The sequence below is a fragment of the Neoaquamicrobium microcysteis genome (assembly GCF_008180155.1).
GTDB classification, from domain to species: domain Bacteria; phylum Pseudomonadota; class Alphaproteobacteria; order Rhizobiales; family Rhizobiaceae; genus Aerobium; species Aerobium microcysteis.
In genome coordinates this window covers 1-26,046 of sequence record NZ_VSZS01000052.1, presented here as the reverse complement: position 1 = coordinate 26,046, position 26,046 = coordinate 1, and the positions used below count along the sequence as shown (strand labels likewise).

The following is a 26,046-nucleotide window of genomic DNA, read 5'->3' as shown; positions in this document are numbered from 1 at the left end:
TCACGCCTCCCGCTTGCGCATACGCGGATCGAGCATGTCGCGCGCGGTGTCGCCGAGGATGTTGATCGACAGCACGCACAGCGACAGGACTAGGCCCGGCCAGAAGATCAGCGACGGCTTCAGCATGAAGTAGGTGCGGCCGTCGGCCATGATGTTGCCCCAGCTCGGCGTTTCGGTGCCAATGCCGAGACCGAGAAACGACAGGATCGCCTCGATGAGGATCGCCGAGGCGCAGATGTAGGTGGCCTGCACAATCAGCGGTGCGAGCGTGTTCGGCATCAGGTGCCGCCACAGGATCACGGGCATCCGCGTGCCGAGCGAGATCGCGGCCTCGACATAGGGCTCTTCGCGCGCGGACAGGACGATGGAGCGCACCAGCCGCACCACGCGCGGGATTTCGGAAAAGGTGATGGCGAGGATCACGGACGAGACGCTCGCCCCGTGGATGGCGACCAGCGCGACCGCCAGAAGCACGGGCGGGATCGCCATGAACGCATCCATGACCCGCATGATAAGGGCATCGGCGAGCCGGAAGAAACCGGCGACCAGCCCGATCGCCAGCCCCGCGACCACCGCGATAGCCGCCGTGGCCACGCCGATCAGCAGCGACACCTGCCCGCCGTACAGCACGCGCGACAGCACATCGCGGCCATAGGCGTCGGTCCCCAGCGGGAACTCGGCGCTCGACGGCTTCAGCCGGTTGAGCGGCGACAGCGCAATCGGATCGTGCGGCGAAAACAGCGGCGCAAACACGGTGACCAGCACGATGAAAAGCAGCATCGCCAGCGCGATCCAGGGCACCACGCCGATGCGCGTGCCGGGCGGAAGGCCGAGAAGGCGGGCGATCCCACCACCGGGGGTCGTCGCACGGGAGACATCGGCCATCAGTAGCGGATCCTCGGGTCGAAAACGGTGTAGGCGATGTCGATCAGCAGGTTGACCAGCACATAGATGCCGCTGGTGAGAAGGATCATGCCCTGGATGACGGGGTAGTCGCGCGCCATCACGGCGTCGATGGTAAGGCGTCCGATGCCGGGGATGTTGAAAACGCTCTCGACCACGACCACGCCCGACAACAACATCGCGAAGCCTGTGCCCACCACGGTCAGGATCGGCACCGCGGCGTTTCGCAGGCCATGGCGCAGCAGCACCGTGACGTCCTTGACGCCCTTGGCATGGGCGGTGCGGATGTAGTCCTCGCCCAGCACGTTGAGCAGGCTTGCCCGCGTCATCCGGGCGGTGAGCGCGACATAGGCGGCGGTCAGGGTCATCGCCGGAAGGATCGCATGGCGCAGGAATTCGCCCATGCCCTGCGACGGTGCGCGGTAGCCCTGGACGGGCAGCCAGCGAAGATCGGCCGCGAAGACCTTGATCAGCACATAGCCGACGACGAAGGCGGGAACAGAAAAGCCGGCGACGGAGATCGCCATCACGACATGGTCGCCGAACCTGCCGTGCCGCCATGCCGCAAGCGTGCCGAGCGGCACGGCGATCGCGACCGACATGACGATGCTGAGGAGCGCGATGTTGAGCGTCGGCCAGATGCGGTCGGCGATAAGCGCGTTGACCGAGGTGCCGGACAGGAGCGAGGTGCCCAGGTCGCCGTGCAGCAACTGCCCTATCCACTGGAAGAACTGGACGTAGATCGGCTCGTTGAGACCCATGCTCTCGCGCAGGCTGGCGATCTGGTCCGGCGTCGCCGTGTCGCCGGCAATGATGGCGGCCGGATCGCCGGGCGTCAGCCGCAGGATCAGGAAGACGATCAGGGCGACGATCGCCATGACCGGAATGACGGCCAGGATGCGCTTGACGATGTAACCCAGCATGTCGCCCTGTCTCCTGAGGGATGGTGCGGCCCGGCCTGCCGTGTCGTAGACCGGGCCGGACGGCGTCAGTCGGCGATGTTCACGTTCCAGAACACCGGAACCGCTGTCGGCAGCATGTCCGTCAGCTTGTTGCTGCGCGCCTGCACGAAAGCGTAGTTGCCGAGCGGAACGAAGATCACGTTGTCGAGCACCCGCGCCTGGATGTCGTGCGCAATTTGCTTCTGCTCTTCAAGGCCCTCGGCTTTTAGATAGGCAGCGCGCATCTCTTCAAGCTCCGGATCTGTCGCCCAGCCGAACCAGCCGGTGTCGCCGGTCGACGGCAGGATCGGATGCACGAGAGGCGTATTCGCCTCGACGCCGCTGGCAAAGCTGGTGAAGATGTTCCAGCCACCTTCCGACGGCGGATTCATGCTGGCGCGGCGCGACACCAGCGTTTGCCAGTCCATTGACTGGAGATCGACGTTGAAGCCGGCTTCGCGAAGGTCCGACGCGATCACGACCGGGATGGTGCCCATGGCGCCGATGTCTGTCGCCTGCATGATGACGACCGGCGTATTGTCGTAACCGGCTTCCTCGAGCATCTTCCTTGCTGCGGCCTTGTCGCCGCCCGCCTTCAGGCTTTCGGCACCGGCCTCGTCGCCCAGCGGGGTGCCGCAGCCGAAGATCGCGCCGCACAGCCAGTAATAATCTGGATTGCCGATCATCGTGGCCATGGCCTGCTCCTGGCCGAGCGCCATCATGGCGGCCTTGCGCATACGCACGTCATCGAAGGGCGGATGCTTGAAGTTCATCCGGGCAAAGCCCTGATAGCCGAGCGGGTCGCGAATCTCGACGGTGACGTCCGGGCTGGTCTCGAGGATCGGCAGAAGGTCGATCTGCGAGTTCTCGATCAGGTCGATCTCCCCATTCATCAGGGCGCTCATCGCGGTCTGGCTGTCGGGCATCGTCACCCATTCCACGCGGTCGACATTGACGACCTTGCCGCCGGCAAGTCCCGACGCGGGCTCCTCACGCGGGGCGTAGTCGTCGAAGCGTTCGTAGACGATCTTGACGCCGGGCTGGAATTCTCCCTCGACGAAGACGAACGGACCTGAGCCGACATATTCGGTGATCGTTTCGTCCGGAGATGTTGCGGCTACGCGCTCCGGCATGATGAAGGCGGGCACAGATGACTGCTTCGCGAGCACGTCCAGCAGCAGCGGGAAAGGTTCGGTGAGCGTCCAGACGACGGTCTTGGCGTCGACCGCCTCGATGCTGCCGGTCGCTTCCATCAGGAACGCCGCCGCACCGTCGCGCGCGCCCCAGCGCTGGAGCGAGGCGACGACATCGGCGGCCGTCACATCCGCGCCGTCATGGAAGGAGAGCCCATCACGCAAGGTAAACGTATAGATGAGCCTGTCATCAGACACCTGCCAGCTGGCCATCTGCGGCTGTACAGCGCCCTCGGCATCCATCGCCACGAGCACATCATAGACCATATAGCCATGATTGCGGGTGATGTGAGCCGTGCTGACGATCGGGTCGAGCATGCGCAGGCCCGAGTGCATCACAGCGGTCACAGTCTTTTCCTGCGCGTGGGCCGTGGTGGCAGCAAGGGCGAACACGCCCGCAGCAAGAACGCGTCCCGCACCCCGTGCGGCGGCACGGGCGTTCGGGAAGCCCGGTATGCGCGAACGATTGAAAGACAACATTGACAGTTCCCTCCTTGATGACGCCGACGACGCGGCGGGATGTGACGAACGAAGCGACGAAACCGGCTCAGCGACCTGCCGAGATCGGCCATTTCGGCGACGCGATGCGGGTGTAAGGCAGGCTCGAAAGGTCGGGCGTGACGGTCCCGCGCGCGGCGGCATAGAGCACCTTCTTCGCCACCTTCGAATAGGAAGCGTAGAAGTGCTGCGTCGACTTGACGACGACGATGCGGCGCGTTGCGAGGTCACATCCGAGCTGGGTGAACAGGTCGGTGTCCATTGCCTGGAAGCGGATCGTAGTCAGCACCACGTCGATCCCCGCGACCTCGATCAGCGCGCAGTCGCCGAGCGACACCGTGATGCCGCCGAGCCCGCCCATCTTCATGTCGCGCCGCAATGCCTTGACCGTGCATTCGACATCAAGCGGGTCGCCCGACGACGGCCCCACCTTTCCGCCGATCCGCAGCGGCATGACGGCGCCCTCGCCCGCATCGAATACGAGCTGTACGGACACCGGGTCCCAGATCGGGCCAAGCGCGGCGCTGTCGATGCCGCGCTCCAGCATCCGGCGCAGCATGAAGGTCGAGTCGCTCGCCGCGCCACCGCCGGCATTGTCCGCGCCATCGGCGATGACGACCGGACCGGTCGGCTCCGCCAGCGCAACGTCCAGCACTTCGTCGATACCCGGCTTGGGCACGTCGATATCTTCACGCATGGCATAAAGGTCGGTGGCGAATTCGCGCGCCAGCCTGTCGGCGAGTGCCTGATCTCCATTGGTATAGACGAGCACCCGCGTGCCCATGTCGGGCACGTCGGCCCAGGGAAATCCCTGAACGATGGAAACCGAGAGCACCCCGTCGAGACGCTCCATCTCCTTCATCCGCTCGACCAGCGAAATGCCCGGCTCGCTCGTGGTGAAAATCAGCGTCGCCATACCGGTATCTGCGAGCGCGGCGACGGGGCGGATGCGCTTTTCCACCGCTGCCATGCAGAGGTCGACGAGTTCGACGCCGCGTTCGTAGAGATCGGTGTGCGGGTATTCCTTGAACGCGACCATCACGTCCGCATTGTCCATCATCACCTGTGTCAGATGGCAGTGCGGATCGAGTTCCGCGCCGATGACCACGTCGGGGCCGACGATCTCGCGCACGGCGCGCAGGATGTCTCCCTCGCAGTCGTCGCACCCGTCGGCGATCATCGCGCCATGCAGGCCGAGCAGCACCATGTCGACCTTCCCGGCTGCCCGCAGGTCGTCCAGCAGTTCGCTCCGCAGCGCATCGTAGGCGATGCGCGTGGTCTTGCCGCCCGGCTGGGCGAAGGCCACCATGCCCTCCACCACGCTCCATCCCTTGTCGCGCGCCCTCTCGCGCGCCACCCACAGCGGCGCGCCGAACAGGGTCATCCGATCAGGATGCTGGCCGGCAGGGTAGTATTCGCCCTGCGACTTGAAAGCGCCGAGCCCTGTCGGGATCGGCGAAAAGGTATTGGTTTCCGTCGCAAGAACTGCGGTGAACACACGCATAGCCAACCGTCCCCATTATTGTTCTACGGCTTGTGCACGCTGCATGTACTTTATAGTGGACATGCATACTTTTCAGTGTCTACGTTATTTTATTGGGGATGGATGTCAACGGAAGAATCCGTGGAACGTCTGGAAACATGTTCCGTCTGTTGCCGGCACTCGCTCTTGGATCGGATATTCGACTTGAGTGTTAAGAAGGGAGACTGCTTGGCGGCGTCCTGCGACCTTGCTGCTGGTGAGAAGCTCCCGGCGCGCATGGAAGCTGAGCAATCTGGAGACCAGCCTTGATGGTCGACACCAACTTGAACTCGAGGAAATCAACCGCGAGCCAGACCTCTCCTACATGCCGGTGCCGGAGGACTTCAGATGACGGTTTGCGGCCAATATCACGCAGAGCCTGGAGCCTGTCACAAACGACGTCGTGATGTACGCGGCGGGTGACGAAATTCTGCCGGGCCTGACAACGATCTCTGCTGCCGGACACTCGCCGGCATGGCAACCTTCCTTGTCCCCTCCGGCGGCGACCAACTCCTTCTTGCCGCAGATCTCGCCTTCCATCCTGCCGCCAACATTAGCCAGCCATGGCGACCGGGTCGCGATCGGGACCGGGAGACAGCTGCAGCTTCTCGTCGACTCATCGTCAACCGAGCGGCCAGCGAGCGGATGCTGGTCGCAGGGTTCCACTATCCGTTTCCTTGTCTCCGCGCCGGGGACATGGTGCGAAATTGGATTTAGAGTTTCAAAGGGGCTGGCTTCTTTCGATTTTGGAAAGCTGCCTTCTTCAAAAGCGATCAATGCGCCTGATCGACGCGTGACCTATCAACTCGACGACCGGCTCCGGTGGTAACATGCTCTATTGCGCGAGGTCTTCGTAGAGCGGCACGGTTGGGGCGTGGGCGTCGATGGCCTGCACCACGTTGGCTGCGAGGGGCAGGTTCTTCTTCTCGGCCGCCCACGCCTGTCGAAATCGCTGGACGGTTTCGGCGGCGGTGTCGATGACGAGTTTTTCGGGCAGAAGCGCCTTTGCCGCCAGATGGCGAAGCTCATCGGCATCGAACTCGGCCATCTTCTTGGTTCGAGAGAAATTGAGCGCGGCCGTGTCCTCGCCTTCGATGTAGGGGATGGTCGACACCAGGTCGTAGGCAGGCGATAGCAAAGGAGCGCGCCGGTCGGGATAGATCAGCGACCAATTCTTGAGATGCATGTCACCATTGCCGATCAGCGCGCTGAACACGAGCCGGCGAATGAACTCGGCCGCGCCGGCATCTCCAGCTTCAGTACCGATAACGCGCGCGATGTTCGCGTAGCTCGCGCGCTTGTATTTGTCGTCGGGAAACACTCCAAATACCTGCGCGAAATCCTCTGTGTGGACAGGACCGTCGGTGGTTCGGTCGAAGCGGCTGACGGCAAGCGCCCTTCCCTTCAGCTCGCCAATGCCTTCAGGAATGCCGGCAATCGTATCGAGATCGATAAGGGCGATGACCGGCACATCCATGCCGATCATCCCGGCAATCGTCATCATCGAGAACTCATTCTCCGGAACGCCCGTGAACTGCTGGGACGGGAGCTTCACGATCCACGAGCCGCCGACACCCTCGGCGGGGATGGTCAGGCCCCCGCCCTTCCCCGCATTCTCGAACGCGGAAAATTTCAACTGTACGCCAGCGAGCGAAAAACGCAGCGCATTGGGTTTGGCGTATTCCGGCAGTTCCTCGCCGGCATCAGGCAGAAGAGCGCCGGCTGCCGCTGGATGAATCGACAGGGCTCCGGGCAGGTCGAGACCCAGCACCCAAAGCAGGGAGAATTCGCGCTGCTGGTTTACCCCGGCCCGCTCGGCGAGATAGCGGCGGAGGCCCCCCTCCGGTAAAAGGTTCGAAAAGAATGGCGGAACAACCCGCTGCGTCGGGCGGATCTTGGTGATGAGGCCACCCAGATCGTCCTTGAACGACAGGCTGAGTGTCGGTCGGTCCGGATTCTCGACATAGTCTTCGTTGAAGGCAAAGATCGTCCGATCGCCCTGCAAATGGGTCAGGGTGCCGATCGGCTCGTCGTAGAGCCGCACGTCGAGAACCGAGACGTCAGGCATTGACGTCTCCATCGTCCAGCGAATAGGCGGGCCGGGGCTCGGACGGAGCAGCATGGGCGGTCGAGTTGCGTAGGCGCTGCAGGTTCTGCGCAATGTCACGGAAGATGGGTGCTGCCTGCGCGCTCGCCTTATAACGCTCGAGGCGCGCGATGAGCTCGCGAACCAGCTGCATCTCCTGATCGCTGAGATTGACCCGGCGCAGAAATCGAAGCGTCTCTTCGATGCGATCGAGGTCGGCCGAGCTCCCATAGAGCTGCTTCATTTTCTTTACCAGGCGCTCTGCACGGGCAAAGCGCTTGTCGTTGGGCTGACCGGCGTGGATATGCATGTCGGGTGTTGCCTGGGCCTTAACCAGGCCCAATACCGCGGGCACGAGTTTCTTGGGCACGAGCATGAGCTCGAGATCGAGCGCGCGGGTCATGTCGATGAAGCTCGATAGGCCAGGCTCCATCTTGCCGCTTTCGATTTGAGAGATATGGCTCTGTGTAAGCCCAGCCCGCTCGCTAAGCGCGCGCTGACTAACGGCGGAGGCCTCGCGAATCTCGCGTGCTTGAGAGATCAGGCTCTCGCTTTGGTAAGCCATGATACATCATCCTGGATCAGATGAGCGATTTGGATCAGTATTATGTATCTACCTCTTGAGCCCGCGGACGTCAATCGCTTGCGATTTAGAATAGTGATCGTTATCCTATTCAGATATAAGATCGTGTATCATATCGAGCCGGCCTCTCCGAAACCTTCGGACGCATCACTTGGCCCGGGTCCTCCCTCCGCGAAGAGAAACTCGCCACCACGGAATTCCCCAAGCACGGTACCGCCCTCTGCCAGATGGTTGGCCTGTTTGGCTGCACCGACATGACTGCCGCTACTGCTCTGTTCACTGGCAAACGCTTATCCTCTGACGAGCACTGCCAGCTCGACGACCCACAGGGCCGTCTTGCGATTAATCAGCGTCTGCAATTGATCCCCGGTCACTGTGACCCGACCTGCAATCTCTACGACTGGTATGTCGGCATTCGCGACGGCAAGGTCGAGACGCTTTGGCCGGTCACCGCACGCGGCAAGGTGTTTTAACCTGATGCCTTAGGCTCATTGGTTGGAGCGTCGCAGGTATCAACCGAAAGACATGCGTGTGTCGCGGTTGGACATCATTGGCAATTGGCAGCTTTCTCCGCATAGCCGCTCAAGACCTGCCAGTCCGTTCTCCACCTCAATGCCGAGGTCCGTAGACAGCCGCACTACCAACCGAGCGGAAATCGAGTCGCGTCGGATTTTGGGGCGGCGGACAGTCCGGTTTCGGTTTCCACCAACGGTAGGCTGCCGTCAGCATCTGACTTCAAGTATGCCAGTCTGCAGCGCGCGCCCCGCGATCATCGGGCAAGAGCGCGACGGTCTTTCGACGTCCTTGCCGAACGAAGACGCTACAGAATCCTCGATAACTCTGCAGTGATCTGTTTTGCCGTTTGACGTACCAGCCGGGCGCAAAGTTCATGGCGTCGCGCGTCGTGGCGGTATACCGGCATACTGACGCTTATCGCTCCAACCGGTTCGCGCAGACGATTGAAGATCGGGCTGCCGAGACAACGAATATCCGGCTCGTTCTCCTCGTCATCAAATGCAAACTCCTGCTCGCGCGTCCTCTTCAGCTCGTCGAGCAGCGCCTCGGGCGTCGTTAGCGTCTTGGCGGTGTGGCGCCTTAACTCAAGCCCCTTGATGACTTCCAGCAACCGCTCGTCCGGCAGGCCAGACAGCCACGCCTTGCCGACGGATGTCGAGTGAAGCTCAACCTGGCCGCCAATGCTCGTCTTCATCTGAACCGTGCTGGAGCCAACCAATTTGTCTATGTAGACCATCAGATTGTTGCTGGGCACCGCAAGGTGCACGGCCTCATCCGTTGCGTCGCGGAGCGATACCAGGAAGCCCCTAGCGATCGTGCGCAGGTCGGAATCCTCCCAGGTCTTGGCGGCGAGTTGGAGAAGGCGCGGCCCGAGGCGAAATGTTGCGCTCTCCCCGGACTGCGTGATGAGTCCCTCGGCAATGAGCGCCGACACGAGCCGATACACCGTGCCTCGCGGGAAACGCGCACGCTTTGTCAGTTGGGCAATGTCCAGCGTCCCGGGGGAATCCGCGATGATCTGGAGCACTGTCATGAACTTCGAGAACGAAGCCGCTCCCTGCACGGGATTGGCAGCCCTCACATCTGCTTCGTCCTGTGGGTTCCTCAGGCTCATGGCACAACTCCTCGCAAGCTTGACAACCGGACACGGCGGCACTACACGTTTGTGGACAAACTGTCCATATTGTAGTCAGCGTTCCGGAGTTCGGTTTTAGTCGTATGATCAGGGAGGATCAACGGCAAGCGCGCTCGCACCGAAATTGAACGGAGCGGGCGGTCCGACGTTCGACGAGCGGGTGTGGAATTGCCAGTGGGAGGAGAAGCATGGCAAAAAAAGGTTACCTGGTTGCAATGGTCGATATTGCAGACCATGAAGGCTACAAAGAATATATTGCGTTGAACAAAGCCGCTTTCGACAAGTACGGCGCCACTTTTGTCGTACGCGCCGGAAGACACCAGGTCATGGAAGGGCCGGACGCGAACCGCGTGGCTGTGATCGAGTTCAAAGACTACGAAACGGCTCTCGCCTGCTACAACTCCCCAGAATATCAGAAGGCCGTCGAGACACGCGTCAAGTACGCCAAAGCGCATCTGACCATCGTGGAAGGCGTCTGACATTGAAGCGGGGCTTGAAACGCCCACTCTTGGTGGCTGAAGGGAACATTGCCTTTGCCTCTGCGCGCCCTTCGACCGGATGAGCAGCACGGCACTTCATCACGCGACAGGCGTTTCTTGCGCGACCGGCCTGCTAGCTCGCCTTCCCCGCAGCCTCAGCAAGCGACGGCGAGGGCGTCGCGCTAGCGCACAACATTCTGGGAGCAAATATGCCCGAACCGTTGCGGTGGCTTTTCAAGGTCTTTGACATCCTCGTCGTAGTCGGCATGGCCGTCATCAGTCTCTTGATCTTTACAAATGTCGTGCTGCGCTACGGTTTCAGCTCCGGCATCCCGTTTGCCGTAGAAGTCTCCCGTGTGATCCTCGTCTGGGTCATATTCCTGGGAGCCGTGGTTGGCTTGGCCAAGGGGGCGCATCTCAGCGTCGACGCGTTGGTTGCGCGGCTGCCTCAAAAGGCGCGCTTCGCGTGCTTTCTTGTTTCATACAGCCTGATGTTATGGTGCTGCTGGTTGCTGGGCCGGGGTAGCTGGGCACTCACCCGCATCGAATGGGGCAATATCACGCCACTGACGGGACTCCCCGTCGGCCTTACCTACGCTGCCGGGCTCGTAGCTGCCATCATGATGGCTCTTATTCTTCTGCTTGAGCTGTGGCGCTCGCTACGGGGCACCCTACCCAGAACGTGGGCGGGAGCAAAGTCCGATCAGCCTCCATTGACCGTGAGCCCCGCGTCCAGTCAGGAGAGAATTCAGTGAGCGGCTTGGTGTTCCTCGGCTCCCTCCTTGGCGCGATTGGCATCGGGATCCCCATCAGTTTCGCTCTGATGCTGTCGGCAGTCGCGCTAATGCTGTTGATAGGCAATCTGGATGCCCAGATCCTGGCACAACGTCTGGTCAACGGGGCGGACAGCTATCCGCTGATGGCGATCCCGTTCTTTCTCATTGCCGGTGAACTCATGAATGCAGGTGGGCTCTCCCGCCGCATCGTGACGATGGCCCTGGCGCTCGTCGGCCACCTGCGTGGGGGCCTCGGGTACGTCGTCATCGGCACTGGCCTCGTGATGGCAAGCCTTTCTGGATCGGCAATCGCGGATACGGCGACGCTGGCGGTTATGTTGATCCCGCTTCTGCGGAATGCGGGCTACAACATGGATCGAGCCACGGGCCTGATCGCATCGACAGGCATCATTGCTCCCGTGATCCCACCCTCTGTTGGGTTCATCATACTGGGCGTCACCGCAAACATCTCGATCGTCGGCCTTTTCATGGCCGGAATCGTGCCGGGCATCATGATGGCGCTAAGCCTCGTTGTGGCTTGGTGGTTCGTCGCCAAGAAGGAAACGGCAGCGGTCCAGCCAAAACTGCCGCGTAGGGACATACCCAAAGCCATCATGACGGCCGGTTGGGCGTTGATGCTGCCGGTGATCATCCTGGCAGGACTACGCTTCGGCCTGTTTACGCCCACCGAGGCCGGCGTCGTTGCCGCCGCCTATGCCCTGTTCGTGGGTCTGGTCGTCTATCGGGAGCTGACGCCGCGGTTGCTCTACCAGGCGCTGCTCGACGCCGGTCGCATGACAGCAGTCATCATGCTGCTGGTGGCAGCCTCCATGGTCACCGCATTCATGATGACGATTACCAATCTGCCCGGCCAGCTCATCAGTCTTCTCTCTCCATTCATCAACATGCCGATCCTTCTGATGGGCATGATCGTGCTGGCGATCTTCATCATCGGCATGGTGCTGGATTTCGCACCCTCGATTACAATCCTGGTGCCGATCCTCATGCCGCTCGTCGTCGCGGCCGGCATCGACCCGGTCTATTTCGGAGTGATGTTCATCATGACCGCCGCCATCGGCATGATCACGCCCCCCGTAGGAACCGTCCTCAATACGGTGTGCGGGATCAGCCGAGTTTCGATGGGGTCGGCTCTGAAGGGGGTTTGGCCCTTCCTTTTGGCCCAGCTGACGCTCATTGTGCTGCTGGTTCTGTTCCCGGCACTGGTAACCGTACCGGCGTCGTGGTTCCATTGACGCTCAAACCGGTTCTATCTGGGCGGTGATCTCCGTGCGGCGACGCCAACCAAACCGCGTTGTGGTCTGGGCACTAAGATCTAAAACCGCGACCGCCGCTTGATTGAAAGCAGGTCAGTCTTGCGAATGAGGGACGCAACAAGCCGCAGCAGGCGGCAAGGTTAACCCGCCAAGCCTGTTCGGAATATTCTGCCGCGAGATATCAAAGCCCTCCGGCCACTGTGATCAGCGTGCCAGTCATGAACCCGGAGCCAGGAGACGCAAGCATCAGGGCCGCGCGCGCTATGTCTTCAGGCTCTGCAATCCGCCCCATAGGGGTTGCCGCCGCAATCCTTGCCGGCCGCTCGGGGTTTCCGCCTTGCGTGTGTATCCGCGTATTGGTGGTACCGACGCGTATGGCGTTCACGCGGATACCCTCTGGGGCCAACTCCTTGCCTGCACCGAAGGTGATGGATTCCACCGCCCCCTTGCTTGCGGCATAGTGGACATACTCGTTGGGGCTGCCGAGGAAAGCGGCCAGCGACGACATGTTTACGATCGTCCCGCCCTGACCACCCCTACGGGTGGACATGCGTTTCGCGGCCTCCTGGATACAATAGATAACGCCGAAGACGTTGATCCTGAATGTGGCTTCCAGCACAGCAGGCTGCAACTCCTCGATCCTGCCAGCTTTCCCGATGATCCCTGCATTGTTGACAAGACAGGTCACCCGCCCAAGTTCGTCGTCGCAGGCGCTGAACAGAGCCTGGATGTCCTCGCTCTTGCCCACATCTCCCTGCACCGCAATGGCGCGGGCGCCTGCGGCCGCGCAGTCGTTGACGACTCGCGACGCAGCGTCGCTGTCCGAGAGGTAGTTGATGCAGACATCGTAGCCTTCGGCAGCGAACAGCCTAGCCGTCGCGGCGCCGATGCCGTGGCTTGCGCCCGTCACCATTACAATCGGTCTCAACGACTTGTCTCCCGCTTACTCTCTGAGGGCGTCCCCTGCCTAGAAGACGGACTCAAGGATTGAGGCGTAGTCTTCCTTGGTCAACGGGCGTGGATTGGTGGGATGGCTGTGATCTGCGAGGGCCCGCTCACACACCCAATCGATAACATGCCGTGGCACACCCAATTCGGACAATCGCGGCGTGATGCCCAGACTGCGGTTCAACTCGTCCAGCGCGTCTGCGAGCGTTGTCTCTTCAAGTCCTGCCATGCTCTCGAGGTAACGGACCTTTTCGGCCACGGCTTCGACCGTCACGTTCCACCGGACGACTGTCGGCAGGAGGATGGCGTTGAGCGTCCCATGATGAAGCTGCGCCTCTTTCATACCGCCCAGGGCGTGGCTGAGCGCATGGACGGCTCCAAGACCTTTCTGGAACGTCATGCCCCCTTCAAGAGCACCCATCATGAGTTCGGTCCGCGCCTGCGCGTTCGAGCCATCCTCGTAGGCGACGGGCAAAGCCTTCCAGATGCGTTTGAAGCCGTCGACGGCAATTGCCTCGGCAGGCGGATTGTAGCGGGGAGACAGGTACGTCTCGATGCAATGGGACAGCGCGTCGAGTCCTGTCGAAGCCGTCAATGCCGGAGGGAGACCCATCGTCAACTCCGGGTCACAGATCGCCCTGCGCGGGATCAGATGGGGGCTTATGAACCCCAACTTCCGCCCATCATCCAGCGTAATCAGCGCCGCGCGCCCGACCTCGGATCCCGTGCCCGCGGTTGTCGGAACCGCTACCAGCGGCGCCACCGCGCTGGTGATGCGTGCCAAGCCCCCCAGGATTGCTGCGTAACGCTCAAGTTCGCCATCGTGCGTGGCGAGCAGCGCAACACCCTTGGCAAGGTCGATCGGCGAGCCACCGCCGATCGCCACGACGCCATCGCAACCGCCTTGCCTGTACAGTTCAAGACCAGCGGCAACCGCGCTTTCCGTCGGGTTGGTAGGAACATCCAGGAAGATCGGCACCGACTTCAGGAACGCAAATCCCGGGCGATCAAGAAGGCCAGCGGATCTGATGCCGTGATCGCTGATAACGAGAGGGCGAGACACGCCAATTTCACGCAGTATTTCTGCGAGGGAATTGGAGGCCCCAAGGCCGAAACTGACACTCGTAAGGTAAGTTATAGTATGCACGCCGCTCTCCTCGATGTGCCCACCCCCAAATGCACCGCCGCTCCCGCTGGTAGGCCGACGCGGTTCGGAGAGCCGCGCCGAACGTCACGTCCTGGCCACTTGGTCCATATTGTGGACATCTTGCCCAAGAATTAATCGGTCCTCTGCAAATGTCAAGAGTGACGTGTCGCAGCCATGTCCGACGGCAATTGACAACCGGCATTATGGCCTTAGCATAACTGTGGGCACAATGCCTATATTATGGACAATTGTCGGCAGCGATGGTGTTGCACTGCTCCGCTCGCGGAGCTTCGCAGCTTCTGTGACAGACCGAGCGGAGGAAAGCCGTTGTCAAATCCCGCTGTCACCGTGCTGGTACCGGGCTGGATGCACGACCATGCACGGCACATGCTGGGCGCTCAGTTCAACCTTGTCGAGACCCCTGACTGCGACATTCACTCCCGTCTATCCCAAGAAATAAGGGATTCAATTCGTGGGGTGGCCTGCCGTACCAGAATCGACAGTCGGTTCATCGACGCCCTTCCCAACCTGGAGATCATTGCCAGCTATGGCGTCGGTTACGATGGCGTGGACGCTATCCATGCACGTAGCAAGAACATCATCGTAACCAATACTCCTGACGTGTTGAACGAGGAGGTCGCCGATCTGACATTGGGGCTCCTCCTCAGCGTCGTGCGAGAGATACCAAAGGCGCACGCGTTTGTCCGCGAAGGCCGCTGGACGACGTCGGAGTACCCGCTCAGCCGGCTCACGCTCCGAAACCGTAGGGTTGGCATCTACGGAATGGGCCGGATCGGACGTTGCGTCGCCCGCCGAATCGAAGCATTCGGGATTCCGGTCGCCTACCACAGCCGGCGCCCGGCTGACGGGGTAGCCTACGACTATTTTTCCTCGCTGCTCGAACTTGCGCATGCCGTCAACGTACTCATCGCCATCGTCCCCGGGCACGATTCAACTGCAAAGACTGTGAATGCCGAAGTGCTTTCTGCTCTTGGCCCGGAAGGCGTATTCATCAATGTCGGCCGCGGAACCGTGGTGGATGAACAGGCATTGATCGGCGCCCTGCGCACAGGGACGATTGCGGCGGCCGGTCTCGACGTCATCGCGAATGAACCCGTGGTCTCGCGAGACATGCTGGCGCTCGAGAATCTTACGATCCTTCCGCACATCGCATCCGCATCGGTCGCGACGCGCACCGCGATGGCCGATCTCCTCGCGCGAAACTTGATAGCTTGGTTCCAAAGCGGAGCCGCGATTACCCCCGTGCCCTAGCGCCCGGTCGACAGGGATGGCCGCGCGCGCTCAGCCGGTGCGGCGGTAGGACATTTGCCCGATGCCCGCCCCTGCGTCGCCGTGCGCTGGAGCGCATCGAAGGTGCGTTGACAATCGGCGAGTAGTCTGACCATCATATATATTGGACAGTATGCCCATATCGTGGTCAATTACTGCCAACTCAAAGTTTTGGAGGCGCAATACACCGAATACCGGACTTGTTCGCGTTTGAGGACAATCCGCACATCCTGGTTCCGTGAACCATCCTTGGGAGGAGAATTCAATGAAACTGTTACTTGTCACTGCGGCAATTGTCGGAGGCCTTTTGGCTGCCGCTCCGGCCATGGCCCAGAGTGCCCGCCTGGGTTACGTACCCACGGAAGATCACCCGGTGGGGCAGGCTTCGCGCTACTTCGCGGAGCTCGTTGAAGAAAAGACCGGCGGTCGCATCACCATCGAAACCTTCGGCAACGGGGTGCTCGGCAGTGAGCCGGAAATGCAGGCTTCGGTTCAGGCCGGCTTCATCGATATCATGGTCGGGCCGACGCCCAACCTGGTCGGCGTAGTTCCCGAATTCATGATCTACGACCTGCCGTTTTTCTACAAGGACTTCGCGGCGGTCGATGCCGTGATGGACGGCGAAGTGGGTGCGAAGCTGTTTTCGCAGCTGAACGAAAAGACCGGTATGGTAGGACTGGCGTGGTGGGACAACGGCTTCCGCCACATGACCAACAAAATCCGTCCCATCAACACGGTCGAGGATATGGCAGGGATCAATATCCGGGTCATTCCCAACCCGTTGTTCATTGCAACATGGACAGCTCTCGGAACCAATCCGACGCCGCTGCCCTGGCCTGAGCTGTACAGCGCACTGGAAAATGGCGCCGTCGATGCCCAAGAGACCCCGTACGCTTTGATTTACACCGCAAGGTTCTATGAGGTGCAAAGCCATCTGGCCAAGACGGGTCATGTCTATACACCGTTTGTCCTCCTTGCCAGCCAGAAGTGGTTTGGAAGCCTCTCGGATCAGGACAAGGCGCTCGTCATGGAAGCGGCTGAGGAGTCTGCAACCTTCCAGCGGGAAATTTCTCGCAAGTCGGCGGAGGATCTGGAGCAGGAACTCGTGGCGAAGGGCTTCCAGATTACCCAACCCACGCCCGAAGCCCTCGCCGCGATGATCGACCGCGTCGCACCGGTGGTGGAGGAATACAGCGAGAAGATCGGCGCGGATGTAGTCGAGCAGGCACGAGCGGCTATGGCCGCAGTTGCTGGTCAGTGAAGAACTAGTCTGCTTCGGCGATGCGGTGGAACCCCGCATCGCCGATTTTATCAATTTGATCGGATCATGGGGCTTGTCCGTCGGCGGCGCCGTATCTCGACGGTAAAGGGAGCGCACGTCGTGCCTCGTGTCCGCCAACGAGCTTGCTGTAGCCGATCATCGGAAAGGTGAATGGCGCCTCTTGCGGCTGTGGAACTTCGCGCCAACCAAGGGCGTTCGAACTTCAGCCGCCGCTTCGCGAGCCAGCCGCTCCTGAATCGCGGTGAGGCCAGGGTCTTCCGCGAGCTGGACTTTATGGTGCTTGCAGTCAATTCGTCTTAGCAGGTCGTGGCTCAGGTATCGCTGGTGACGTGTTGAGGAAGAAAAACAAGCAGGCCTACGTCAGCATAAACTCAAACCGCGTGGATTTTCTGCTCGTTGACGAGCATTGCGGGCCGCGTCATGGGGTCGAATATCAGGGCGCCGGCCATCACCAAGGGTCTGCTGCCGCTCGCGACGCCCTTAAGAATGAAGTGTTGAGAAGGGCAGGGATCGGACATTAGGAAACGACCGCGGGTCGCAGAACGCCGTCCGAACTGCGACGTCTCGTTGATAGCTTGGTCGACACGCAACCTCGCCCTGCCGTTGAGGCTGAGGCCGTCGGCGTATCGCGCTTGCTGGCTTCTCACCGGATTCGGTTCGCGAAGCGCAGGCTGCTCAGAGTGGGTAGCTTTCATTGGCTGTCGGCGGCAGATGCAGTTGCCCTAATCGCTGGAGCGCGGGGCGGATAGCCGTCGTATTCAGCACCGCAAAGTGAGGCTGAAGAATGATTTCCTGCCGACGCCTTTTGAGGCCGTCACCGGACTGTCCAGTTTTGCCGCGAGACTCAGAAAGCCGACGTTCGGCCTGGGTCTCATCACAGCCGTTGCTATCTCCTCGAAGCCGGTTCGAAGGCGCAAGAGTAGCCTCACATAAAGGCGCGCGTCTGCTTCGGCGGCCGAGGCGATAAACGCATTGTGACCAAGCGGTTCGGTAACGCCCGCTCCACTGCAAAGTTCTGAGCAGTGGCTGATGCGACGCCGGTGTCATGCTGGAGCAGTCGGTCCGCGTTATCGGAAGGTCATTTGTTTCTTTTGTGCCGCCAAGCGAGGGAGCTACCGCGTGCTCCTGACTCGACTACCGCTACTCGTCCAATCGAGTTGGACGCCAAGCACATCCCGCACTTGCGCTCGAAATTGTGCAGTGCAGCAACCATATGAGGGTCAAGTCGTTGCACATGCTCACGTCCTGTTCGGACGCAGATAAAGGAAGTTCCGATTGCGGAAAATCTCCGACATGATCGCGCGGCTCGCCGCACTCCACGCCCGCACCACGCGTGGGCCACCTTGGTATAGCTCTCGCGCCGCAGCCCACCGCTGTTCCTCGGGCAAGAAACCGGCACCCGAACCCTCTGGTGCACAGAAGTCCATCGAGGATGCGCTTCGAGCTGCCGGCCTGATGCGATAGTTGCGGATGATCCGGCAGAACTGCATGGAGCGCGACCAAACTAGGTATTCGTTCATCCAGCCACAGTGTAGCGCCAGCATGTGCAACTCAAGGGGGCGGCGATGATTAGAGCACAGCAGCATCCGCCTGCCGAAGGAAGCGCTCAGGTCAGGAATGAAACTGTCCATCCATCACACGACGAGATACCTTTATGCGCGCCCGGTAATCCTCCAGCCGCACCGACTGACGCTGCGCCCGCGCAGCAGCCATGACATGGCGGTGCTGGCAAGTTCGATCGACTGCTCGCCAGTTGCGCAGATGGACTGGACGCAAGACGTGTTTGGCAACCTGGTCGCCACGGCGGCATTCACCGAGGCCACGGATCAGCTCGTCATTGCGAGCCAGTTGCGCGTAGACCAGTCAGCCGCAGCCTGGCCGGTCTTCCGAACCGATTCAGCGGTGCATTCCTTCCCGTTCACCTATTCGCCTGACGACGCGGCTGCTCTGGGCGCGCTGTGCATCCCCGACTATCCTGATCCGCAGGGCGAACTAGAGAACTGGGCGCGCGCCTTTGTGCGAGGCGAGCAAACCGACACGCTTTCACTGCTCAAGGGCCTGAACGCGGGAGTGCTCGGAGCGATTTCCTATCGCGTGCGCGAAGAGGAGGGGACACAGGCGCCTCGCGAGACGCTGGCACTGGGAAGCGGCTCCTGCCGCGACATCGCCGCGCTGTTCATTGATGCTGTGCGCCGTCTTGGCTTCGGTGCCCGTGCGGTTTCCGGCTATCTATTCGATCCGCAAGCCCTTGCCGGTGATCCAGGCTCGACCCATGCCTGGGCGGAGATTTATCTCCCTGGTGCCGGCTGGATAGCTTTTGACCCTACCCACCGGCGCGTCGGCGGGGACAACCTGATCCCCGTCGCCGTCGCCCGCAGCAATCGCCAGATCATGCCTGTGATTGGCGGCTACCTGGGCGCTCCGGACGATTTCTCCGGCATGGATGTCAGCGTGGAAATTCTGGTGGAGGAATAGGTGATCGAAGCCAGCCATGCGTGGCGTCAGCGTTCCCTGCACCTCTGAACGCTGGAGACTCTCCGCCGCACCTCGCGACAGGCGCGCGGAAGCCAAATCCGCAGTTGCCGCGGCGCTAACGCCGAGCCGCTTCAGACCAGCTTCTCGTCCCGCCTGAACTTGGCAAGAAGCGTGCGCCACTTCCGCTTTGCGGCGCCATCTCGCAATTTCAGGATGCGGGGCGCCATGAAATGCACGACCGCCATCCCGCTGCTGCGAAGCTCTGCTTCGGCAGCCGAAAGCTGCTCGTAGCGAGCATCGTCCATCGACACCGCATCCTCGCCTTCGAACACCCTGAGTTCGATCGTGCTGCGAATAAAACGCTGGACACAGGCATCGAACTCCACGCGAGCGTTGTCATCTAGCCGAAGCGTCTGCAACTCCTCGGAGGAAAGGCTGCCCAACGCGGATGGCCGCGGCTTCGATGCGCGAGGCTGGCGGTTCTTGCCTGTCGGCACAGCAGATTTTGTTTGGCGCAGGTCATCAGTCATTTTCGCTTACCGATTTGAGTTCATGGGAGCGAGCGCTCGCCTACCGAGAACGATGGGTAGCTCTGTGCCCCTTTTGCATCCGAGACCTCCATGGAGTGGACTCGTCGCCTGCTTGCGTGAGTGCCGGGAAACCAGCAGGACCGGGCGATCGCCTGGCCTTTCGATCAGCAGCCTTTCAGCGGAGCCAGTTCATGCATGTCGCCCCCGCGGGCTGCGGACACGTTCAGGCCGTGCCAAGCTGCTTCGCCACAATTTCTGCCCAGCTCGATGTCGCGCACAATCACGTAGCCTGCTCTATTGTCGATGCCTTCACTGCCGCCCGAAGCGATCGGGAGTAGGCATCATTGATTCAAATATCGCATCGTTTCGGATTCGCCACGCCTGGTCGGCAAGCCATTCATAGTCTTGATCCGGCATCAGCGGAACCTTCCTCATCTCTACTTCGGAAACGCGGAGGAAGAAGCTCTCACGCTCCTGATTTATCTGCAGGAAGCGCAGTGGGACGACGATGCTCTCCTTGCCGGGGATGAAGAACCCTCCCGATGCAACGATAACATAGTCCTGACGATCTCTCGTTCCGATTACCACGTTGCGCACCTCGCCGATGATCTTGTCGTCGGAGCTCCGTACCTCTGCGCCAAGTATCTCATCGACCCGTAGACCCGGGCCGAGCTCGTCAATGTCAATGAGCGGACTGGCGCCAGCTTTGTGGCGATTGCCGATAGCCCTTCCGCCGCTGTGAAGTGCAGGTTCGCCCGCAGCCAACTGCTGGTCGGCCTCGTCCTCGTCGTTGTTGCCCAACTCCCCGATAGAAGGGGAAGCCAGGAGTTCACGTATGTTTGCGAGAATCCGGTTGCAATCATCCTGGCGATCGTAGGACCAGAGGATCAGCGCTGCATCTCTCAGGGTTCTGAGGTCACTGACAATTTGCCGATTGTCCCGGTCGCGAAGCTCAGGCTTCACTAGGATAGCTTCTTCAAGCTTGGCATCCGAGATGTTGCACTGCGCGGCAGCCTCTGAGACGCTGTATGGGGCTGCGATGGTCACCAAGAGAAGTGCGACCTTCATCTTTTTCGCCACCCGCATCCGTGACGAAGCGGAATGATCGTCTTTCGCATCGCGCCGGAGGAGTGTGCATTTAAACACGCCGATAATCCTTGGCGGACTTGCTATGACCTTCGGCCGCTTTCCTGCGAATCTGTTCGAAGCGATTCTCTTGCAGCGAATCCTCGGTGGGCATCGCTTCGTGCCGCATGTCCACTTCATTGTCTGTGTTCGCGGCCGTCGAAGTCTTCTTCGAGAATATGATCATCGTGTTACTCCGTGATGGGACCGACAAGGTCACTGCCAGGCGGTGACCTCGTTGGATTGGCTAGGCAGAAAGAGCCGTGACGCACCCTTCCGCGACGCGTCGGTCAGGAGACGTCTGGCCGGGCATCGTCGCCCAGCCGCCGGCTTCAACGAACTGACGCTTCCTGAAGCTGTCAGGTATCGCCTTGAACTCGGCAAGTTTCGCTGCCGAATCTGGGGCCGCTATGAACCTTTCGACGCATATGGCCGATGCCAGCTCTCCGTGTGCCGTGTCGCCAGCCGCTTTCGCCATCGTTTGCGAGGTGCCGCCGGTAACCCAGCCGCCCCAGCTGAATCCGACGACGATCGTGGCGACGACCGCGCCGATGCACGACCATGCGAGCACCGACTTCGTAGGCTGGTAATCGTCCCAGCGCTGGGACATGGTTTTCTTGCTGCTGTTCTGCATGGCCATGGAGGTGCTCCTTGCTGATTGTTGTTGAAAGTCTGTTTGGCGACCGCGATGGCCGAAAGGTTGAGGCACCACTCAGTAGCCAATCCCGCCGCCGTTGCCGGACGCTGGCGCGAATTCCCTCGTGGGCGCATCGGCGATCATCGCCTCAGCGGTGATCAGCAGGGCCGCGATCGAACCGGCGTCCTGCAGGGCGGTTCTGACGACCTTGGCGGGATCGACGATGCCGGCCTTGATCATATCAACGTAAGTTTCGGTCTGGGCATCAAACCCCTGGTCCGGGTCCTTGCTGCCCGCGAGCTTGCCAACCACGATCGAGCCTTCGACGCCGGCGTTCTCGACAATCTGCCTGAGCGGCGCTTCGAGCGCCCGCCGCACGATTGCAATGCCTGCGGCTATATCGGGATTGTCAACTGTCAAAGGTTTAAGCACCGCTCTGGCGCGCAGCAGCGCCACACCTCCACCGGGAACGATGCCTTCCTCGACCGCTGCGCGTGTCGCGTTAAGTGCATCGTCGATGCGGTCCTTCTTTTCCTTGACCTCGGCTTCGGTCGCGCCGCCAACGCGGATCACCGCGACGCCACCGGCGATTTTGGCTAGCCGCTCCCGGAGCTTCTCTTTGTCATAGTCGGAGGTCGTTTCCTCGATCTGCGCCTTGATCTGGGCAATGCGGGCGGCGATGCCGACCTCGTCGCCGGCGCCATCAATCAGCGTGGTCGTGTCCTTGTCGATGACCACGCGCTTGGCTCGGCCGAGCATGTCGAGCGTGACGTTCTCAAGCTTGATGCCGAGGTCCTCCGAGATCATCTGGCCGGCGGTCAGCACGACGATGTCCTCGAGCATGGCCTTGCGGCGGTCGCCAAAGCCCGGAGCCTTGACAGCGGCGACCTTCAGGCCTCCGCGCAACTTGTTGACGACCAGTGTGGCGAGCGCCTCGCCCTCGACGTCCTCCGAGATGATCAGTAGTGGCTTGCCGCTTTGGACCACCACTTCGAGGATCGGCAGTATGGCCTGAAGATTGCCGAGCTTCTTCTCGTGGATGAGGATGTGGCAATCGTCAAACTCCACGCGCATCTTCTCGGGGTTGGTCACGAAATAGGGCGAGAGATAGCCGCGATCGAACTGCATGCCTTCAACCACATCGAGTTCGGTTACCGCCGACTTCGCTTCCTCGACGGTGATCACACCCTCATTGCCGACCTTGTCCATAGCCCTGGCGATCATCTCGCCGATCGATGCATCGCCATTGGCCGCAATCGTACCGACCTGCGCGATCTCAGCCGACGATTTGACTTTTCTGGCTTGTGCCTGAATTTCCTTAACGACGGCCGCCACGCCCAGATCGATACCGCGTTTCAGGTCCATCGGGTTCATCCCGGCAGCGACCAGCTTTGCCCCCTCGCGCAGGATCGAAGCTGCGAGCACGGTTGCGGTCGTGGTGCCATCGCCTGCAAGGTCGTTGGTCTTCGAGGCCACTTCGCGCACCATCTGCGCGCCCATGTTCTCGAACTTGTCGGAAAGCTCGATTTCCTTGGCGACAGTGACGCCGTCCTTGGTGATGCGCGGCGCGCCATAGGCCTTGTCGATGACGACGTTGCGCCCCTTCGGACCAAGCGTCACCTTCACGGCGTTGTTGAGTAATTCGACGCCGCGCAGCAAGCGGTCGCGCGCATCGGTGGAGAACTTGATTTCCTTGGCAGACATGACGTTCGTCCAGTTCGATCTTGAGAGGCGGGATCGGAGATCAGGCGGCCTTCCTGTCGGCCGTTGCGGTCCTCTCGACGATGCCCATGATGTCGCTCTGCTTCATGATCAGGAGGTCCTCGCCATCAATCTTCACCTCGGTCCCGGACCATTTGCCGAAGAGGATCGCGTCGCCCGCCTTGACGTCGAGAGGAATCAGCTTGCCGCTTTCGTCGCGCGAACCCGGGCCGACGGCGATGACCTCGCCTTCCTGCGGCTTTTCTTTCGCGGTCTCGGGAATGATGATCCCGCCTTTGGATTTGAGATCGCCTTCCGCACGTCGGATGACGACGCGGTCGTGGAGCGGACGGAACTTCATGAGAATTCTTTCTGAGGCCGGCGCATAGGGAGGCCACCCCAGATACATAGCGCCTTTGGCACTCGAATGACAGGAGTGCTAAATGTAATTTTATCAAAAGCCCGTTCGCAGGAAAATTTAAATCGTCGCTATCGACCCGATATTTGTTGTTTTCAATACGTATTTCCTGCTTTGAGGATGGGTTTTATTTTTAAGTAGGATCCATTAATCAGTTTCAAAAACTAATATTCGGCGTGGTCCTTGCCAAGGCGGCTGATAAGCCGCATATATAAACTTCGTTGATTTGGCCGACTTGGCTTCTTGCGGTGTCAGAGACCCCGCCATTTACCACCGGATTTTCGATAGCGAATGCATCACGCGCCAACCCGGCGCGCATATCGCTCCGTTCGAACCGTGGAATGAATCCGCCGCTGACCACGGATGTACTGGCAGCACGGAAGTTCGTTCCGGTTCGAATGGGAATGATGCAGGAGGCGCACTCGCGTGCTTCTGTGGAGGTATGGAAACATGACAACGCGCACCACGCAGACGATCGTTCGCTTCTGCGCACCCTTCATGCTGCCGGGCTTCGACTTCGCGCAGCCTGCTGGCGACTATCGCGTGGACCAGGATGAGGAGCTTCTCGAGGTATCTTCCCGCCTTGCCTGGAGACGTGTGGGCGCCTTCATCCACCTGCCAGCCATCGGCATTGATGGCCAGACATATCAGATGGCGCCGATCGATCCTGCTGATCTCGCCGCCGCTCTCGAAAAGGATCAACAACAATCATGATGTCGACCAACCCAATCCTACGCACGATTCGTCCCGCCAGGCCCGATGTTCCTGCTCATCTCTTCGCGATCGGACAGGCTGTCCGGCTCAAGGGCGGTTTCGTGAGGCCAGTTGTGCCCGCGGAAATCTACCGCATCACCGGGACGCTGCCGGCACGGGGAGATTCGCTGCAATATCGCATCCGCAACGACGACGAACGTCATGAGCGTGTGACGACCCAGGACAACCTCGAGCTGGTCGACATGTCGCAGTCCAGCAGTGGCGCAACTCTCATCAAAAGGACGTTCGGACATGGCTAAAGGCCAGAAACGAAGCAATCGCGAAATCAGAAAGCCGAAGCAGGAGAATGCACCACCGAAGCCTGAAAGCACCTTCGGCAACCAGATCAAGGTCGCTGCAAATGCCAACGTATCACACGGCAAAGGCAAGCATTGAGGCAGTGCTGCTGCGGCTGAAAGAGCAATGGGTGCCATGAAAGTTGTCATCCAGTTTTACCGCACGCGGGAGATGGACGACGCCCATGCCGTCGTCGGCCGCGAGGCGGTTGAAGCCGTCGATCTCGCTAATGCCATTGAGATCGCGCACCTGCTGTCTCAGAAGCTCGACATGCCTCAACGGCCCGACGCCATCGCGATCACCGACCTATCCGGCAACGCGCTGTTCTCCGGCATCATTGATGTCGACGTAACCAAGAAAGGCCACGATCATGACCCGTTCCGTAGTTGAAACCGAACGGGAGCGGCACGACCGCGCGATCGGCGTCTGGGACATTGAAGAGAGTGGTTCTGTCCGCACAGCAGGCGACGAACAGTATGGGCGCCGCATCGAAGCCGACCGGTCCTGGACCATCTACCATGTCTTCACCGGCGTTCCAGCCGCCCGGGAAGGGATGGAAATGATCGGCCTCAGCCGCTCGGTCGCAACCGACGGCATGCTTTCCATGAATCGTCGGAATGGCGGATATATCAAGGATCGGGGCAGCCTAACGGCGCGCGGGCGTCGCGATCCACACAGGACGAAGGTTGGCCGACAGTGACTTTGGAGTTTCCCAACCCGAGCCGCAGCTTTGACGAGGTTCGAAACGCCGTCCGCTTTATCGGCCATGACGGCATGTTCGAGGTGCCGTTCTTTGTCGAAGCGACTGCATTGGTTCGGCCGGGCGGTACGGAACTGTGTCGTGCGGATATCCTCACGGCTTTCGACGGAGCACGCGGTTCGATCCACGACGTCGCACGTAAGGCTTACTCCCATCGCCGGCAGCCCTCATATACGCTGACCGCCGCTGATTTCCGGTAGGAATTGTTTAGTCGGGGCCCGGCAGCACAACCTCGCTCCTACCGTGACCTGCGGGTGGTTTCGCGCTTGACCTAACGCGACCCGCCTTTCAGCGGGCATTGCATTGGCAACGTGTCCAGCGGCATGTTGAGAGTCCAGAGTGGGACCCGCACTCACGGTGTAGGCGCCAGTGTCAATGCCTCGGTCTCCGGGCGCGTCGTCAGCAGGCAGGTCACCTCGCCATCGGTCAGCGTGCTGGGCACCTCGTCGGTCCAGACCCTGAATGCCTTCAGATCATAGGAACCGAAGGATGTGATCATGGCGCCATCGGCGGCGTCGCGGCCGCGGACCATCAGAACGCGGCCGATCCTCGGCGTGTTGTAGCGCGCGTCAAAGGTGTACCAGCGCCCGCCGAGATAGGCCTCGAACCAAGCGCAGAAATCTCCTGGTCCCGAATAGGGAACGCCGACATCGCCCAGATAGCCACTTGGCCTGCCTCCTGAAAAGTGGTCCTCCCTGAAGTAGGCTATTTGGCCGATAGAGAGGACGTTGGAATGCCCCAGAAGAAGCACAAGCCCGAAGAGATCGTCGCGAAGCT

At 60.7% G+C, this 26,046-nt stretch carries 26 protein-coding genes and 5 pseudogenes; 15 read left to right on the top strand and 16 right to left on the bottom strand.

Translation table 11 applies throughout. The annotated features are described in order from the left end of the window. From FY036_RS02305 to FY036_RS02290, 4 genes are all read right to left on the bottom strand, one after another. A complete protein-coding gene (locus tag FY036_RS02305; RefSeq protein ID WP_148913086.1) occupies window positions 1-885 on the bottom strand; it encodes an ABC transporter permease in 885 nt (294 codons plus the stop codon). Further along, window positions 885-1,826 carry an ABC transporter permease gene (locus FY036_RS02300; protein WP_148913085.1) on the bottom strand — a complete coding sequence of 314 codons (942 nt, stop codon included), beginning with the start codon at window positions 1,824-1,826 and terminating at the stop codon, window positions 885-887. The genes FY036_RS02305 and FY036_RS02300 overlap by 1 nt, the downstream gene beginning before the upstream one ends. Window positions 1,827-1,891: 65 nt before the next feature. After that, the gene (locus tag FY036_RS02295) at window positions 1,892-3,517 is read right to left on the bottom strand and encodes an ABC transporter substrate-binding protein (protein ID WP_148913084.1); all 1,626 of its coding nucleotides are present in this window, start codon (window positions 3,515-3,517) and stop codon (window positions 1,892-1,894) included. A 67-nt stretch (window positions 3,518-3,584) separates the two neighbouring features. After that, window positions 3,585-5,039, bottom strand: a complete 1,455-nt coding sequence (locus FY036_RS02290; RefSeq protein WP_148913083.1) for a M81 family metallopeptidase — start codon at window positions 5,037-5,039, stop codon at window positions 3,585-3,587. Window positions 5,040-5,355: 316 nt separating this feature from the next. On the opposite strand from FY036_RS02290, the pseudogene FY036_RS24100 reads away from it, so the two are divergent. Beyond that, window positions 5,356-5,774: pseudogene (locus tag FY036_RS24100) on the top strand (MBL fold metallo-hydrolase); the annotation flags it as partial. A 118-nt stretch (window positions 5,775-5,892) separates the two neighbouring features. Here FY036_RS24100 and FY036_RS02280 read toward each other — a convergent pair. Both FY036_RS02280 and FY036_RS02275 read right to left on the bottom strand, forming a co-directional pair. Further along, window positions 5,893-7,125 carry a type II toxin-antitoxin system HipA family toxin gene (locus tag FY036_RS02280; protein WP_148913082.1) on the bottom strand — a complete coding sequence of 411 codons (1,233 nt, stop codon included), beginning with the start codon at window positions 7,123-7,125 and terminating at the stop codon, window positions 5,893-5,895. Beyond that, complete coding sequence (locus FY036_RS02275; protein WP_148913081.1) at window positions 7,118-7,708, bottom strand: helix-turn-helix domain-containing protein; 591 nt, start codon at window positions 7,706-7,708, stop codon at window positions 7,118-7,120. The genes FY036_RS02280 and FY036_RS02275 overlap by 8 nt, the downstream gene beginning before the upstream one ends. A 314-nt stretch (window positions 7,709-8,022) precedes the next feature. Between FY036_RS02275 and FY036_RS02270 the strand changes: the two are divergent. After that, window positions 8,023-8,199 (top strand): annotated as a pseudogene (locus tag FY036_RS02270) (DSD1 family PLP-dependent enzyme); the annotation flags it as partial. A 347-nt stretch (window positions 8,200-8,546) separates the two neighbouring features. On the opposite strand, the gene FY036_RS02265 reads toward FY036_RS02270, so the two are convergent. Continuing rightward, window positions 8,547-9,356 carry an IclR family transcriptional regulator gene (locus FY036_RS02265; protein ID WP_148913079.1) on the bottom strand — a complete coding sequence of 270 codons (810 nt, stop codon included), beginning with the start codon at window positions 9,354-9,356 and terminating at the stop codon, window positions 8,547-8,549. A gap of 209 nt (window positions 9,357-9,565) precedes the next feature. On the opposite strand from FY036_RS02265, the gene FY036_RS02260 reads away from it, so the two are divergent. From FY036_RS02260 to FY036_RS02250, 3 genes are all read left to right on the top strand, one after another. Then, window positions 9,566-9,856, top strand: a complete 291-nt coding sequence (locus tag FY036_RS02260) for a DUF1330 domain-containing protein (protein WP_148913078.1) — start codon at window positions 9,566-9,568, stop codon at window positions 9,854-9,856. A gap of 209 nt (window positions 9,857-10,065) precedes the next feature. Then, window positions 10,066-10,611: a TRAP transporter small permease gene (locus FY036_RS02255; protein ID WP_148913077.1), complete on the top strand. Its 546-nt coding sequence runs from the start codon at window positions 10,066-10,068 to the stop codon at window positions 10,609-10,611. Then, on the top strand, window positions 10,608-11,885 hold the full coding sequence (locus FY036_RS02250) for a TRAP transporter large permease (protein WP_148913076.1): 1,278 nt from the start codon (window positions 10,608-10,610) through the stop codon (window positions 11,883-11,885). Before FY036_RS02255 ends, FY036_RS02250 begins: the two co-directional genes overlap by 4 nt. Before the next feature lie 202 nt (window positions 11,886-12,087). Here the strand turns inward: FY036_RS02250 and FY036_RS02245 are convergent, their stop codons facing one another. Both FY036_RS02245 and FY036_RS02240 read right to left on the bottom strand, forming a co-directional pair. After that, on the bottom strand, window positions 12,088-12,834 hold the full coding sequence (locus FY036_RS02245) for an SDR family oxidoreductase (protein WP_235897467.1): 747 nt from the start codon (window positions 12,832-12,834) through the stop codon (window positions 12,088-12,090). A 39-nt stretch (window positions 12,835-12,873) separates the two neighbouring features. Continuing rightward, window positions 12,874-14,001, bottom strand: a complete 1,128-nt coding sequence (locus tag FY036_RS02240; protein ID WP_148913075.1) for an iron-containing alcohol dehydrogenase — start codon at window positions 13,999-14,001, stop codon at window positions 12,874-12,876. A 327-nt stretch (window positions 14,002-14,328) separates the two neighbouring features. Between FY036_RS02240 and FY036_RS02235 the strand changes: the two genes are divergently transcribed. The 4 genes and pseudogenes from FY036_RS02235 (at window position 14,329) to FY036_RS02220 (ending at window position 19,048) form a co-directional block, all read left to right on the top strand. Beyond that, a complete protein-coding gene (locus tag FY036_RS02235) occupies window positions 14,329-15,273 on the top strand; it encodes a 2-hydroxyacid dehydrogenase (RefSeq protein ID WP_407941116.1) in 945 nt (314 codons plus the stop codon). Between the two features lie 283 nt (window positions 15,274-15,556). Next, window positions 15,557-16,552: a TRAP transporter substrate-binding protein gene (locus FY036_RS02230; protein ID WP_148913074.1), complete on the top strand. Its 996-nt coding sequence runs from the start codon at window positions 15,557-15,559 to the stop codon at window positions 16,550-16,552. Window positions 16,553-16,753: 201 nt separating this feature from the next. Next, window positions 16,754-17,157 (top strand): annotated as a pseudogene (locus tag FY036_RS24095) (DUF2726 domain-containing protein); the annotation flags it as partial. 1,033 nt (window positions 17,158-18,190) lie between these two features. Continuing rightward, entirely contained in the window at window positions 18,191-19,048 is an 858-nt protein-coding gene (locus FY036_RS02220) for a transglutaminase family protein (RefSeq protein WP_148913073.1), read from the top strand. Window positions 19,049-19,179: 131 nt separating this feature from the next. Here the strand turns inward: FY036_RS02220 and FY036_RS02215 are convergent, their stop codons facing one another. From FY036_RS02215 to FY036_RS02195, 6 genes are all read right to left on the bottom strand, one after another. Next, entirely contained in the window at window positions 19,180-19,578 is a 399-nt protein-coding gene (locus FY036_RS02215; protein WP_148913072.1) for a hypothetical protein, read from the bottom strand. Window positions 19,579-19,887: 309 nt separating this feature from the next. After that, the gene (locus FY036_RS02210; protein ID WP_235897465.1) at window positions 19,888-20,646 is read right to left on the bottom strand and encodes a PRC-barrel domain-containing protein; all 759 of its coding nucleotides are present in this window, start codon (window positions 20,644-20,646) and stop codon (window positions 19,888-19,890) included. A gap of 70 nt (window positions 20,647-20,716) precedes the next feature. Next, window positions 20,717-20,890 carry a hypothetical protein gene (locus FY036_RS23705; protein WP_161601078.1) on the bottom strand — a complete coding sequence of 58 codons (174 nt, stop codon included), beginning with the start codon at window positions 20,888-20,890 and terminating at the stop codon, window positions 20,717-20,719. Between the two features lie 60 nt (window positions 20,891-20,950). Beyond that, on the bottom strand, window positions 20,951-21,343 hold the full coding sequence (locus FY036_RS02205) for a hypothetical protein (protein WP_148913071.1): 393 nt from the start codon (window positions 21,341-21,343) through the stop codon (window positions 20,951-20,953). A gap of 72 nt (window positions 21,344-21,415) precedes the next feature. Further along, complete coding sequence (gene groL, locus FY036_RS02200; RefSeq protein ID WP_148913070.1) at window positions 21,416-23,044, bottom strand: chaperonin GroEL; 1,629 nt, start codon at window positions 23,042-23,044, stop codon at window positions 21,416-21,418. Between the two features lie 40 nt (window positions 23,045-23,084). Beyond that, on the bottom strand, window positions 23,085-23,402 hold the full coding sequence (locus FY036_RS02195) for a co-chaperone GroES (protein ID WP_148913069.1): 318 nt from the start codon (window positions 23,400-23,402) through the stop codon (window positions 23,085-23,087). A gap of 507 nt (window positions 23,403-23,909) precedes the next feature. Here FY036_RS02195 and FY036_RS02190 point away from each other — a divergent pair. The 6 genes and pseudogenes from FY036_RS02190 to FY036_RS02170 all read left to right on the top strand — a co-directional run bounded on the left by FY036_RS02190 (window position 23,910) and on the right by FY036_RS02170 (window position 25,469). Beyond that, the gene (locus FY036_RS02190) at window positions 23,910-24,173 is read left to right on the top strand and encodes a hypothetical protein (RefSeq protein WP_148913068.1); all 264 of its coding nucleotides are present in this window, start codon (window positions 23,910-23,912) and stop codon (window positions 24,171-24,173) included. Beyond that, window positions 24,170-24,469: pseudogene (locus FY036_RS02185) on the top strand (hypothetical protein); the annotation flags it as partial. The gene FY036_RS02190 and the pseudogene FY036_RS02185, both read left to right, overlap by 4 nt. Further along, window positions 24,465-24,608 carry a hypothetical protein gene (locus FY036_RS23875; RefSeq protein ID WP_201744684.1) on the top strand — a complete coding sequence of 48 codons (144 nt, stop codon included), beginning with the start codon at window positions 24,465-24,467 and terminating at the stop codon, window positions 24,606-24,608. The pseudogene FY036_RS02185 and the gene FY036_RS23875, both read left to right, overlap by 5 nt. A 36-nt stretch (window positions 24,609-24,644) precedes the next feature. After that, a complete protein-coding gene (locus FY036_RS02180) occupies window positions 24,645-24,899 on the top strand; it encodes a hypothetical protein (protein WP_148913066.1) in 255 nt (84 codons plus the stop codon). Beyond that, entirely contained in the window at window positions 24,880-25,209 is a 330-nt protein-coding gene (locus tag FY036_RS02175; protein ID WP_235897463.1) for a hypothetical protein, read from the top strand. Before FY036_RS02180 ends, FY036_RS02175 begins: the two co-directional genes overlap by 20 nt. Next, window positions 25,206-25,469, top strand: a complete 264-nt coding sequence (locus FY036_RS02170) for a DUF1488 family protein (RefSeq protein WP_148913065.1) — start codon at window positions 25,206-25,208, stop codon at window positions 25,467-25,469. Before FY036_RS02175 ends, FY036_RS02170 begins: the two co-directional genes overlap by 4 nt. Before the next feature lie 152 nt (window positions 25,470-25,621). Here FY036_RS02170 and FY036_RS24090 read toward each other — a convergent pair. Further along, window positions 25,622-26,046: pseudogene (locus FY036_RS24090) on the bottom strand (hypothetical protein); the annotation flags it as partial.